We start from the raw sequence: 13,835 nt of genomic DNA on the forward strand, positions 1-13,835 counted from the left end.
CTACCAGCGGTAGTGCGAGAATGCGCGGTTGGCGTCAGCCATCCGGTGAGTATCTTCGCGCTTCTTGACGGCCTGACCACGCCCGTTGAGCGCATCCATCAGTTCGCCCGAGAGGCGTTCACGCATGGTGTTCTCGCCGCGCTTACGAGCGCTATCGATTAACCAGCGAATGGCCAATGCCTGCTGACGGTCCGTACGAACTTCAACAGGGACCTGGTAAGTTGCACCGCCGACGCGGCGCGAACGCACTTCAACCGATGGGCGGATGTTTTCAAGCGCAGTATGAAAGACTTCGATCGGGTTCTGCTTGGTCTTGCCCTCGACAATGTCGAAAGCACCATAAACAATACCTTCGGCAGCGGACTTCTTGCCATCCTTCATGAGTGAATTCATGAACTTGGTGACAACCAGATCGCCAAACTTGGGATCAGGAATAACGTCGCGTTTTTCAGCGCGGTGACGACGGGACATATCTCGATCTCCTTACTTCGGACGCTTCGCGCCGTACTTCGAACGGCGTTGTCTGCGGTCCTTGACGCTCTGCGTATCGAGAACGCCGCGCAAGACGTGGTAGCGGACGCCGGGAAGATCGCGAACGCGACCGCCACGAATCAGCACAACCGAGTGCTCCTGGAGGTTATGTCCCTCGCCGGGGATATAGGAGATCACTTCACGCTGGTTGGTCAGGCGAACCTTAGCAACCTTGCGCAATGCAGAGTTCGGCTTCTTTGGTGTCGTTGTATAAACACGCGAACACACACCGCGCTTCTGCGGATTGGCTTCCATTGCCGGAACTTTGTTCCGCTTTGGCTTGCTGGCGCGTGGTTTGCGGATCAGCTGATTAATGGTGGGCATTGAGCTCTTTCCATCGTCCAAATTCATTGCGATCACAACAAAGCAAACCAAAACGGCGCTCGCGCATGCCCTACAGGGAACGGCGGCGCCTTAGTTGCAGCGGACCGGGCTCCGAAAGGAGCTACGTTCTTGCGCACAAGGATTTGCTTCGTCTATCTACCCACCAGTGTGTTTGAGTGTCCTGGATGCCCGCGCAAGATGGCAGGAACCCATAGCGACATTCACGACCGACCGCTAAGGTAGGCGCTGTTTACTGCGGGTGACTCGTTCCGTCAAGGATTCTTTCCCAAGAAAATGCGTAGCTGTCATGCTTTTGGAAGTGATGGCCTTCAAATCCCGCCGCTGGACGGATAATTCACAATCCGTCCATAGGATTTGGCGGTTCCCAGCCCCAATTCGGTGGCTGTCGCCGTTCTTCATCGTCAGCGTAGATCCACGCGTTGCAGTGAACTCAACTGCTATCGTACGATACCGATTGCGAATCCGTCGTATCCCTTGGCACCCACCGTCTGCAGGGCCGTCGATTCAATTCGGTTCTGGCGACTCAAAGTGTCGAATGCAGCTCGCGCGCCATTGATGTTGGCGTCGGTACTTTCCGGGTCAATTACCCCTCCGCCCCGGATCACATTGTCACAGACAATGACGGTACCCCGACGAGATAGCTTCATCGCCCAATCAAGATAATCGGGGTTACTCGGCTTGTCAGCATCAATGAAAATGAAGTCGAATGGTTCGGCGACCTCGCTGGCCAGAAGTGGCAGCGTATCGACTGCATTGCCGACACGGATGTCGACCATAGAGCTTAGGCCCGCCCGTTCAATATTGGTTTTGGCCACTGCGACGTGGTGCGGCTCAAATTCCAGTGTTGTGACTTTACCGTCAGAGGGCAACGCCCGCGCCATCCAGATAGTTGAGTAGCCGCCGAGCGTACCGATTTCGAGCACGCGGCGCGCTCGGCACATACGGACCAACAAGTGGAGCAGTTTCCCCTGCGCGGCCGAGACATCAATGGCCGGAAGTCCCTCGGCATGATTGCTTGCCAATGTTGCATCCAGTGCGGCATTGGCAGGTATCAACTTTTCCGCAATGTAGCGGTCCACATCGGCCCAAAGTTTTGCGCTCACTTACTTTTCCTCCCCAAGTCAGAAATAAAAAAGGGGGCCTAGGCCCCCTCTTCCAAATCATGTTTGCTATCGCTATTCAGCGGCAGTTTCTTCAGCTTCTGCCTCAGCGGGTGTCGACGCCTCTGGTGCAGCGAGTGCGGCTGTATTTGCCTGACGACGACGTTCATCAAGGATCAGATCGTCACGCTTCGTAGCAATCATCTTGGCCGACGAAATTCCAGCACCGGTACCGGCCGGGATCAGTCGTCCAACAATCACGTTTTCCTTGAGACCTTCCAACAGGTCGGCTTTGCCAGAAACGGCTGCTTCAGTCAGTACACGGGTCGTTTCCTGGAAGGACGCCGCCGAGATGAATGATCGTGTCTGCAGCGAGGCTTTGGTGATACCAAGCAGGACCGGATTGGCCGTTGCCGGCTTCTTACCTTCAGCAACCAGGGCGTCGTTAAGTTCGTCAAAGTCGAGCTTATCGAGCTGCTCATCCTTGAGAAGACCACTTTCACCCGGATCAACGATCTCGACCTTCTGCAGCATCTGACGAACAATCACTTCAATATGTTTGTCGTTAATCAGAACGCCCTGCAAACGATAAACTTCCTGGATTTCATTGACGAGGTAACGAGCAAGCTCTTCGACGCCCTTGATGGCCAGAATGTCGTGCGGCGCTGGATTGCCGTCGAGAATATATTCGCCCTTTTCGATGGTATCGCCTTCCTGAAGATGGAAAGGCTTGCCCTTCGGGATCAGATATTCGACCGGATCGGCACCTTCGTCGTGCGGCTTGATCACGACGCGACGCTTGTTCTTGTAATCGCGCCCGAAGCCAATGATGCCGTCGATTTCGGCGATGATGGCGTGATCCTTGGGACGACGTGCCTCGAACAGTTCCGCCACGCGCGGCAGACCGCCCGTGATGTCCTTGGTCTTGGCACTTTCCAGAGGAATACGGGCCAACACGTCTCCGGGCGAGACTTTCTCACCTGGCTCAACATTGAGAACCGCATCGACAGAAAGCAGATAGCGAGCTTCGCCGCCTCGATCAACCTTGACCACCTCACCCGAGCGGGCAATGGCCAACGCTGGACGCAGGCCGTCACCACGCTGGTTGGTCCGCCAGTCGATAACAACGCGCTTGGTGAAGCCCGTTGCCTCATCGGTATTTTCTGCAACCGATGAGCCGTCGACAAGATCCTCAAACAGCACTTCCCCGTCGACTTCAGCAAGAATTGGACGGGTGTACGGATCCCATTCAGCCAGACGCTGGCCGCGACGAACCTGATCATTTTCCTTGACCAGTAGCTTGGAACCATAAGCCACCTTGTGGCTAGTCCGTTCCTTGCCGTCGGCATCAAGGATCGCGAGGGACACGTTACGGGCCATGACGACCAGTTGCCCGCCAGCGACCTTGACCACATTCGGATTACGAATTGTAATCTTGCCTTCCGCACCCGACTCCAGGAACGAACTGTCAACAACCTGTGCGGTACCACCAATGTGGAACGTACGCATGGTCAACTGGGTGCCGGGTTCACCGATCGACTGCGCCGCAATAACACCAACGGCTTCGCCCATGTTCACCGGAGTACCCCGGGCCAGATCGCGACCATAGCAAGCCGCACAGGTGCCCTGACGCATATCGCAGGTCAGAGGCGAACGGATGCGGATTGACTGGATGCGGGCATCTTCGATGACGTCGATATGCTTTTCTTCCAGTAGAGTGCCCTTGGCGGCAATCAGATCACCAGTCAAAGGATGGTTGATGTCGTCGGCCGCCGTACGGCCGAGTACGCGTTGCCCAATCGAGGCAACGACCTGGCCTGCATCGACGATTGGCTCCATGGTCAGGCCGCGCTCGGTGCCGCAATCGGTAGCGACAATGATTGCGTCCTGAGCCACGTCGACCAAGCGACGGGTCAGATAGCCAGAGTTTGCCGTTTTCAACGCCGTATCCGCCAGCCCTTTACGCGCACCGTGGGTGGAGTTGAAGTACTCAAGAACGGTCAGACCTTCCTTGAAGTTTGCGGTAATTGGCGTCTCAATGATCGATCCATCCGGACGAGCCATCAGACCACGCATGCCGGCTAGCTGCTTCATCTGGGCAGGCGAACCGCGCGCCCCGGAATGGCTCATCATGTAAACCGAATTGATCGGCTTTTGACGTCCGGTTTCCTTGTCGATCTGAACGGTACGAATAGCGTCCATCATCTCATCGGCGACCTTGTCACCACACTTGGCCCAGGCATCGACGACCTTGTTGTACTTTTCGCCCTGAGTGATCAGGCCGTCATTGTACTGCTGCTCGAATTCCTCAACCTGCTTACGGGCCGCATCAACGATCGTATATTTGGAAGGCGGAATGACCATGTCATCCTTGCCGAACGAGATACCAGCCTTACATGCGTTGGTAAAACCAAGCTGCATGACGCGGTCGCAGAAAATAACTGTCTCTTTCTGACCGCAGCCACGGTAAACCGTGTCGATCATCTTGGAGATCATCTTTTTGGTCATCAACTGGTTGGCCGTTGAGAACGGAACCGCCGGATGATTAGGCAGGATCTTGCCGATCAGCATACGACCGGGGGTTGTTTCCACGATCTCTGTACGCGGATTGCCTTCCTCGTCAAAGGAATGCACACGACCCTTGATCTTGGTGTGCATGGTAACAATGCCATTTTCCAGCGCCTGCTCCAATTCGCCCATCGACGCAAAGGCCATGCCTTCGCCGGGTTCATTGTCGTTCATCAGCGACAAATAATAGAGCCCCAGCACGATATCCTGACTCGGCACAATGATCGGCTGACCATTGGCGGGGTGCAGAATATTGTTGGTCGACATCATCAGCACGCGTGCTTCGAGCTGCGCTTCGAGAGACAGCGGCACGTGAACAGCCATCTGATCTCCGTCAAAGTCAGCATTGAAGGCCGAACAGACGAGTGGATGGAGCTGAATGGCCTTACCTTCAATCAGGATGGGCTCAAACGCCTGAATACCAAGACGATGCAGCGTGGGTGCACGGTTCAGGAGAACCGGATGCTCGCGGATCACTTCGTCAAGGATATCCCAGACTTCGGGCTTTTCCTTCTCGACCAGCTTTTTGGCCTGCTTCACCGTCGAAGAGAAGCCTTTGGCTTCCAGACGCGAGTAGATGAATGGCTTGAACAACTCGAGCGCCATCTTCTTGGGCAACCCGCACTGATGCAACTTGAGGTTCGGACCAACGGTAATAACCGAACGTCCCGAATAATCGACGCGCTTGCCGAGCAGGTTCTGACGGAAACGGCCCTGCTTGCCCTTGAGCATGTCGGACAGTGACTTGAGCGGACGTTTATTGGCGCCAGTAATAGTGCGGCCACGGCGGCCATTGTCGAACAGAGCGTCAACGGCTTCCTGCAGCATGCGCTTTTCGTTGCGGATGATGATGTCAGGCGCACGCAACTCGATCAGGCGCTTCAAACGGTTGTTCCGGTTGATAACGCGGCGATAAAGATCGTTCAGATCAGACGTTGCAAAGCGACCGCCATCCAGCGGCACCAGCGGGCGCAACTCGGGCGGAATGACGGGAATGACCGTCATGATCATCCATTCAGGCTTGTTGCCGGAAACGATGAACTGTTCGACGATCTTGAGGCGCTTGGCCAGCTTCTTTGGCTTCAGCTCGGTGGTTGCTTCAGCGATTTCGATACGCAGCTGCGCAGCAATCTTTTCCAGATCAAGTGCCAGAAGAATATCGCGGATGGCTTCAGCACCAATCTTGGCTGTGAAGCTGTCGCCGCCGTATTCGTCCTGCGCATCGAGAAACTGTTCTTCGCTCATCAGCTCGTGCTGGGTGAACGGGGTCAGGCCCGGATCGAGAACCACATAGTTCTCAAAGTACAGGATGCGTTCAATGTCCTTCAGAGTCATATCGAGCAGCAGCGCGATACGGGAAGGCAGAGACTTCAGGAACCAGATATGCGCAACGGGCGCGGCCAATTCAATATGGCCCATGCGCTCGCGACGAACGCGGCTCAGCGTAACTTCAACGCCGCACTTCTCGCAGATAACGCCCTTGAACTTCATCCGCTTGTACTTGCCGCATAGGCATTCATAGTCCTTTACGGGGCCAAAAATGCGCGCGCAAAACAGGCCGTCACGTTCTGGCTTGAACGTACGATAGTTGATGGTTTCAGGCTTTTTGATCTCGCCGAAGGACCACGAGAGAATTTTCTCGGGGCTGGCGATATTGATCTTCATCTGATCGAAGGTCTGCGCCGGAACCGCTGGATTGAATGGGTCCATGACGTGGGAATGATGATTCATCAATTCTCTCCTCTTTCCGTCAGGTCCGGGCCGCAACCCGGACCCTTTCGGAAGTGAATGTGGTTAGGAAGTGCCGGATTATTCCGCCGCTTCCTGAGGAGGTGCGAGCTCCGCTTCCGCCGCGTCGTCATCCGGTGCTTCGATCTCGCGCATGTCGAGTTCGACGTTGAGGCCAAGAGAACGGATTTCCTTGACCAGAACATTGAAGCTTTCCGGGATGCCAGCGTCGAATGTATCGTCGCCGCGTACGATGGCTTCGTAGACCTTGGTACGGCCCGCCACGTCGTCCGACTTGATGGTCAGCATTTCCTGCAGGGTGTAGGCAGCGCCATAGGCTTCGAGCGCCCACACTTCCATCTCGCCGAAACGCTGTCCGCCGAACTGCGCCTTGCCGCCCAGCGGCTGCTGGGTAACGAGCGAGTAAGGACCGATCGAGCGCGCGTGGATCTTGTTGTCAACAAGGTGGTCAAGCTTGAGCATATAGATATACCCAACCGTAACCTGCCGATCGAACTGTTCACCGGTACGACCGTCGTAGACTGTGGACTGGCCCGAGCCCTTAAGCCCTGCCCGCTCCAGCATTTCCACGATGTCCGCTTCCTTGGCACCATCGAACACTGGCGTCGCAATTGAAACGCCTTTGCTCAGATGCTCACCGAGGCGGACCATGCTGTCATCGTCGAGATCAGTGATGCTGGTATCGCCGTCAAACAGGTTCAGCACTTCAGTCTTGAGCGGTTTGAGATCGCCCTTGGCATGATAGACGCGCAACATCTCATCGATCTTGCGACCCATGCCGGCACAGGCCCAACCCAGATGGGTCTCAAGGATCTGACCAACATTCATGCGCGACGGCACACCAAGCGGGTTAAGCACGATATCAACGTGCGTTCCGTCTTCAAGGTAAGGCATGTCCTCAACTGGCACGATGCGGCTAACCACACCCTTGTTGCCGTGACGACCAGCCATCTTGTCACCGGGCTGAATCTTGCGCTTGGTGGCGATGAAGACTTTGACCATCTTCATGACGCCGGGCGACAATTCGTCACCGCGCTGCAGCTTGTCGACCTTGTCGATAAATCGCTGTTCCAGCAGACGACGGCTTTCCTCATACTGGGCGTGCAAGGCTTCCATCTCGGTCATGACCCTGTCGTCTTCGACTGCAAACTGCCACCATTTCGAGCGGGGCTGAGCCTCAAACATCTGGTCATTGAGCTTGGTGCCGACAACGTAGCCCTTTGGACCGGCCGTTGCGGCCTTGCCGAACAGCATTTCCTTGAGACGCGCGTAGACGTTGCGGTCAAGAATGGACTGCTCATCGTCACGGTCCTTGGCCAAACGCTCGATTTCCTCGCGTTCGATGGCCATGGCACGTTCGTCTTTGTCGATGCCGTGGCGATTGAACACGCGCACTTCAACAACAGTACCAGCATCGCCCGGAGGAACCCGCAGCGAGGTATCACGGACGTCAGAAGCCTTTTCACCGAAGATGGCGCGCAGAAGCTTTTCTTCCGGCGTCATCGGGCTTTCACCCTTTGGCGTAATCTTGCCGACCAGAATATCGCCAGGCGCAACCTCCGCGCCAATGTGCACGATTCCGGCTTCGTCCAAATTTTTCAGCGCTTCTTCCGACACATTGGGAATGTCGCGCGTGATTTCTTCAGGACCAAGCTTGGTGTCGCGGGCCATAACTTCATATTCCTCGATATGGATCGAGGTGAAGACGTCCTGCATGGCGATTTTTTCGCTCAGAAGGATGGAGTCTTCGAAGTTGTAGCCATTCCAAGGCATGAACGCGACCAGCACGTTACGGCCGAGAGCCAAATCGCCCAAATCGGTCGAGGGACCATCAGCGACGATATCGCCAGCATTGACGTGGTCACCAACCACAACCAGCGGACGCTGATTGATGCAGGTGGACTGGTTTGAACGCTGGAACTTCATCAGATTGTAGATATCAACGCCGGTCTTGGAGGCGTCGGTCTCTTCAGTGGCCCGAATTACGATACGGGTCGCATCAACCTGATCAACAATACCCTTGCGCTTGGCGACAATCGCCGCGCCGGAATCACGAGCAACCACAGCTTCCATGCCGGTGCCAACGAAAGGGGCATGTGCCCGCAACAGTGGCACGGCCTGACGCTGCATGTTCGAACCCATCAGAGCACGGTTGGCGTCGTCGTTTTCGAGGAACGGGATCAGCGAAGCGGCGACCGAAACCAGCTGCTTTGGCGACACGTCCATCAAGTCGACGGTTTCGCGCGGCGTCAGGATCACGTCGCCCGCATGGCGCGCGGTCAGCAGATCGTCGGCAAACTCGCCGCCTTCATTGATCGACGCATTGGCTTGAGCGACGTAGTGCTTGGCCTCTTCCATCGCCGACAGATAAACCACGGTATCGGTGATTTTGCCGTCAATGACCTTGCGATAAGGCGTTTCGATAAAGCCATACTTGTTGACGCGCGCAAATGTTGCCAGTGAGTTGATCAGACCAATGTTTGGTCCTTCTGGTGTTTCAATCGGGCAAATACGACCATAGTGGGTCGGATGCACGTCACGCACTTCAAATCCGGCACGCTCGCGGGTCAAACCACCTGGCCCAAGAGCCGACAGGCGGCGCTTGTGGGTGATTTCGGACAGCGGATTGGTCTGATCCATGAACTGGCTGAGCTGCGATGATCCGAAGAACTCACGAACAGCGGCCGCGGCCGGTTTGGCATTGATCAGATCCTGAGGCATTACCGTGTCGATTTCGACCGATGACATGCGTTCCTTGATCGCACGCTCCATGCGCAGCAGGCCGAGGCGATATGAATTTTCCATAAGCTCGCCAACTGAACGCACCCGGCGATTGCCAAGGTTGTCAATGTCGTCGATCTCGCCGCGGCCGTCACGCAGGTCAACCAGCGTACGGACGACTTCAACAATATCTTCCTTACGCAAGGTGCGCTGCGTATCGGGCGCATCAAGCTCAAGACGCATGTTCATCTTGACGCGACCAACTGCGGACAGGTCATAGCGTTCGCTGTCAAAAAACAGCGAATTGAACATGGCTTCTGCCGTTTCAATGGTTGGGGGCTCGCCCGGACGCATGACACGGTAGATATCGAAGAGCGCGTCTTCGCGGCTCTCGTTCTTGTCAACGGCCAAAGTATTGCGGATGTAGGCACCAACCGTGATGTGGTCGATATCGAGCAATGGCAGCTCGGTGAACCCGGCTTCCATTAGCGTGACCAGATTGCCTTTGCGCTCCCCAGTCTTGGGGTCCACTACCAGCTCCAGCTCATCGCCGGCTTCGACATAAACTTCGCCGGTCTGCAGGTTGATCACATCTTCAGCAATATACATGCCGATGAGATCTTCATCGACTGCCATGAGATGGGTCAAACCATTTTCAGCAAGTTTCTTGGCCTGACGTGGCGATAGCTTCTTTCCACCTTCGTGGACAACATCACCAGTCTTGGCGTCGATCAGATCATGAGTGGGCTTTGCGCCCTTCATTTTCTCTGGATCGTAAGGCTTCCGCCAACCCTTGTCGGTCTTTTCGTAGATAACCTTGTTGTAATAGGTGTCGAGGATTTCCTCGGCATCCATGCCAAGGGCCTTGAGCAACGAGGTAACCGGGATCTTCCGGCGGCGATCGATGCGCGCAAAGACAACGTCCTTGGCATCAAATTCGATATCGAGCCAGGAACCGCGATAAGGAATGATCCGACCAGCAAACAACAGTTTGCCCGACGAATGGGTCTTGCCCTTGTCATGGTCAAAGAACACGCCGGGCGAACGGTGCATCTGGGAGACGATAACGCGTTCGGTGCCGTTGACAATAAAGGTACCATTAGACGTCATGAAGGGCATGTCGCCCATATAGACGTCCTGCTCCTTGATGTCCTTGACGGACTTGGCGCCAGTTTCTTCGTCAACTTCAAATACGATCAGCCGCAATGTGACCTTGAGTGGCGCGGCGAAAGTGATATCGCGGGCGCGACATTCATCAATGTCATACTTGGGCGCTTCAAATTCGTAGCGAACGAATTCGAGCGAGGCCGTGCCCGAAAAATCGGTGATCGGAAATACGGATCTGAAGACGGACTGAAGCCCCTCGTCGCCGCGCCCGCCAGCGGGCTCGTCAACGAGAAGAAACTGATCATAGGAGGCTTTCTGGACCTCGATCAGATTGGGCATCTCCGTGACTTCGCGAATGCTGCCGAAAGATTTGCGTACCTTGCGGCGGCCGTTGAAAGTGGTAGCCATAAAAGCTCCTGTTTCTCTGCGATTGTCTCGGAGGCAAATGTCCAAAGACCCGACTATCAGCCGTCGGATATCGGGACATTTGCCCTTGTGAAAGGGTAGTTAAACGCGTTCCGCAACTCTCGTCCCACGCCCCTGAGCGCGACGATCCGTCCAAATATTCACGCGGACGGAGGGATCGGAGCGGCGCCGAAACGCCGCCCCAGAATTAGACAAGACGAACTACTTGAGTTCAACCTTGGCACCAGCTGCTTCCAGCTTGGTCTTGATTTCTTCAGCTTCAGCCTTGGATGCTGCTTCCTTGATGGTCTTTGGAGCAGCTTCAACCAATGCCTTGGCTTCACCCAGGCCGAGGCCGGTGATGCCACGAACTTCCTTGATGACGTTGATCTTGTTGTCGCCGAACGAGGCAAGAACAACATCAAATTCGGTCTTTTCTTCGGCGGCAGCAGCAGGAGCACCGCCTGCGGCAGCAACAGCAACTGGTGCGGCAGCCGAAACGCCCCATTTTTCTTCAAGCATCTTGGAAAGCTCGGAAGCTTCCAGAACGGTCAAGGCAGACAGGTCGTCGACGATTTTGGCGAGATCAGCCATTTGATAAATCTCTCTTTGTACAGGTTGTTACGGTATGAACCGTGGAAAGCCCCGAGGGGCCCAGGTTTAAGCTGCTTCGTTGCTCTTTTCCGCGTGAGCGGACAACAGACGGGCGATACCACCAGCCGGTGCCACGACAACCGAGGCGATACGCGTAGCGGGCTGCTTGAGCATCCCGGCAAGCGTGGCGCGAAGTTCGTCGAGCGACGGCATGGTCGACAGTGCCTTGACGCTATCGGCGTCAAGTGCGGTTTGGCCCATGGCGCCACCAAGAACGACATATTTAGCGTTCTTTTCAGCAAACTTTGCCGCAATCTTCGGCGCAGTCATGGGGTCATCCGCATATGCAATGACGATCGGCCCGGTAAACAGGGCCGACATGTCCGCATTGTCGGTTTCGTTAAGAGCAAGCTTGGCAAGACGGTTTTTTGCGATCTTGACCTGTCCACCAGCCTGTTTGATGTCGCGGCGAAGCGATTCAAGGGCGGCGACATTCAGACCGGCGTTCTGCGCAAGTACGATCGATCCAGCACCCGAAAGGGTTGACTGAAGCGATGCGACAAGCTCACGCTTTTCCGCTCTATCCACTGCAAGTCTCCACATTAAGCCCGGCTAAAGTACACCGGACCGTTGCCAATTATTGTCCTGCGTCTCGAAAGACAGTCAAAACAACGGTTTAACGCCTGTCAACCGATGCCCCGAAGGACAACTGGCCTGGTTCGTACCGCAAAACACCGGCTCCAAAAGGAGCTGAAATCTTGTGGTCTTCACCCCATCTATGCTGGCACCAAATTGGCATTAAGCTAACCCGGATCGGTTAGCACCGGCAGTCTCGGACAGGACTTTTCGTTAGCATCTGCTAGCAGAGTGCTAACGTTTCGGGCGGCATCGCCGCCCAAAACTGCTAATTAATGCGCCGAAGCTGGTTCGACGTGTACGCCTGGGCCCATGGTCGAGGACACAGCTACGCGTTTTACGTAAGTACCCTTGGCACCAGCTGGCTTTGACTTGTGAACCGCGTCGGTGAAAGCCTTGATGTTTTCAAGCAGGGCTTCTTCGGTGAACGAGGCTTTACCAACACCGGCGTGCAGGATACCGGCCTTTTCGACGCGGTATTCAACGGCACCGCCCTTGGCGGCCTTGACCGCACCAGCGACGTCAGGCGTAACCGTGCCAACCTTTGGGTTCGGCATCAGGTTGCGTGGCCCGAGGATCTTACCGAGACGACCAACGAGGGGCATCATGTCCGGGGTAGCAATGCAACGATCGAAATCGATCTTGCCAGCCTGAATCTGTTCCATCAGGTCTTCAGCACCAACGATATCGGCGCCAGCGGCCCTGGCTTCATCTGCCTTGGCATCCTTGGCGAACACGGCAACGCGAACATTCTTGCCCGTGCCGTTCGGCAGGGTGACGACGCCACGGACCATCTGGTCGGCGTGACGGGGATCAACACCAAGATTGATGGCAATCTCGATGGTTTCATCGAATTTCGAGGTAGCGCGCGACTTGACCATCTTGACGGCCTCGTCGAGCTTGTAGAGCTTGTTGCGGTCGATGCCTTCGCGGGCCTTGACCAATTTCTTACCGACGTGTGCCATCTATCAACCCTCGACCTGAATGCCCATGGAACGGGCAGAGCCAGCAATCATCGATACAGCAGCATCGACGTTATCGGCGTTGAGATCCTTCAGCTTCTTTTCCGCGATTTCGCGCAGCTGAGCGACAGTAATGGTGCCGGCGCTTTCCTTACCTGGCAGCTTGCTGCCGGACTTGAGGTTAACGGCCTTCTTGATGAAGTAGCTGACGGGCGGCTGCTTCATGGTAAAGGTGAAGCTCTTGTCAGCATAGGCAGTGATCACGACCGGAATGGGCGAACCCTTTTCCATTTCCTGCGTCGACGCATTGAAGGCCTTGCAGAATTCCATGATGTTAAGACCGCGCTGACCCAATGCGGGGCCAATTGGCGGGGATGGTGTAGCCGAAGCGGCAGGCACCTGAAGCTTTACGTAGCCAACGATTTTCTTTGCCATAATCGTCCTATCCAATTTTGTCCGCTGTCAGGCGAACCGTTTGACGCTGTGGTTCGAGTTGCATGCGAGCGCTTGGCAGCGACCGCCCTCTCCCACAGATTTTGCCGGAACATACGCCCCGGCAGTTTGATCAGACCTTTTCGACCTGACCATATTCGAGTTCGACCGGTGTCGGCCTCCCGAAAATTGAAACCTCAACCTTGAGGCGTGCCCGCTCTTCATCAACTTCCTCAACCACACCGTTGAAGCTGGCGAAGGGACCATCCGAAACGCGGACGCTTTCGCCCACTTCGAAGCTGATCGAAGGTTTTGGATGCTCGACGCCGTCCTGCACCTGCTGCAGGATCGACATGGCTTCCTTTTCCGAGATCGGCATCGGCTTGTTGTCCGAGCCCAAAAAGCCCGTGACTTTTGGCGTATTCTTGATGAGGTGGAAGGCCTGATCGGTCATTTCCATCTTCACCAGAACATAGCCTGGAAAAAACTTGCGTTCCGCATCAACCTTGCGGCCACGACGAACTTCGACGACCTTTTCGGTCGGGACAATCACATCTTCGAAAAGATGCTCAAGCTTGGTTTGGGCAACCTTTTCGAGGATTGCCTCTTTTACCTTGCGTTCAAAATTGCTGTAAGCCTGAACGATATACCAGCGTTTGGCCATGCCGCGTCGCCGCTCCTGATA

Annotated in this window: 10 protein-coding genes; all 10 read right to left on the reverse strand. The window is 55.5% G+C overall.

Annotation, left to right across the window (positions count from 1 at the left end; translation table 11 throughout):
- The 10 genes from rpsG to nusG all read right to left on the reverse strand — a co-directional run bounded on the left by rpsG (position 1) and on the right by nusG (position 13,814).
- A complete protein-coding gene (gene rpsG / locus PSQ90_RS00465; RefSeq protein ID WP_282211490.1) occupies positions 1–471 on the reverse strand; it encodes a 30S ribosomal protein S7 in 471 nt (156 codons plus the stop codon).
- 12 nt (positions 472–483) lie between these two features.
- A complete protein-coding gene (rpsL, locus tag PSQ90_RS00470) occupies positions 484–855 on the reverse strand; it encodes a 30S ribosomal protein S12 (RefSeq protein ID WP_282211491.1) in 372 nt (123 codons plus the stop codon).
- Positions 856–1,313: 458 nt separating this feature from the next.
- Positions 1,314–1,979: an O-methyltransferase gene (locus PSQ90_RS00475; RefSeq protein ID WP_282211492.1), complete on the reverse strand. Its 666-nt coding sequence runs from the start codon at positions 1,977–1,979 to the stop codon at positions 1,314–1,316.
- Between the two features lie 72 nt (positions 1,980–2,051).
- Positions 2,052–6,275, reverse strand: coding sequence for a DNA-directed RNA polymerase subunit beta' (rpoC, locus tag PSQ90_RS00480; RefSeq protein WP_282211493.1), 4,224 nt, complete (start codon positions 6,273–6,275; stop codon positions 2,052–2,054).
- 78 nt (positions 6,276–6,353) lie between these two features.
- The gene (rpoB, locus tag PSQ90_RS00485) at positions 6,354–10,529 is read right to left on the reverse strand and encodes a DNA-directed RNA polymerase subunit beta (protein WP_282211494.1); all 4,176 of its coding nucleotides are present in this window, start codon (positions 10,527–10,529) and stop codon (positions 6,354–6,356) included.
- 219 nt (positions 10,530–10,748) lie between these two features.
- Positions 10,749–11,120, reverse strand: coding sequence for a 50S ribosomal protein L7/L12 (gene rplL, locus PSQ90_RS00490; protein WP_282211495.1), 372 nt, complete (start codon positions 11,118–11,120; stop codon positions 10,749–10,751).
- A 66-nt stretch (positions 11,121–11,186) separates the two neighbouring features.
- Positions 11,187–11,708, reverse strand: coding sequence for a 50S ribosomal protein L10 (gene rplJ / locus PSQ90_RS00495; protein ID WP_282211496.1), 522 nt, complete (start codon positions 11,706–11,708; stop codon positions 11,187–11,189).
- Positions 11,709–12,028: 320 nt separating this feature from the next.
- The gene (gene rplA / locus PSQ90_RS00500) at positions 12,029–12,721 is read right to left on the reverse strand and encodes a 50S ribosomal protein L1 (protein WP_282211497.1); all 693 of its coding nucleotides are present in this window, start codon (positions 12,719–12,721) and stop codon (positions 12,029–12,031) included.
- 3 nt (positions 12,722–12,724) lie between these two features.
- On the reverse strand, positions 12,725–13,153 hold the full coding sequence (gene rplK / locus PSQ90_RS00505; RefSeq protein ID WP_282211498.1) for a 50S ribosomal protein L11: 429 nt from the start codon (positions 13,151–13,153) through the stop codon (positions 12,725–12,727).
- A gap of 130 nt (positions 13,154–13,283) precedes the next feature.
- Complete coding sequence (gene nusG / locus PSQ90_RS00510; protein WP_282211499.1) at positions 13,284–13,814, reverse strand: transcription termination/antitermination protein NusG; 531 nt, start codon at positions 13,812–13,814, stop codon at positions 13,284–13,286.
- Between the last annotated feature and the right edge of the window lie 21 nt (positions 13,815–13,835).

It is taken from the genome of Devosia rhodophyticola (genome assembly GCF_028816475.1).
In the GTDB taxonomy this organism is placed as follows: domain Bacteria; phylum Pseudomonadota; class Alphaproteobacteria; order Rhizobiales; family Devosiaceae; genus Devosia; species Devosia rhodophyticola.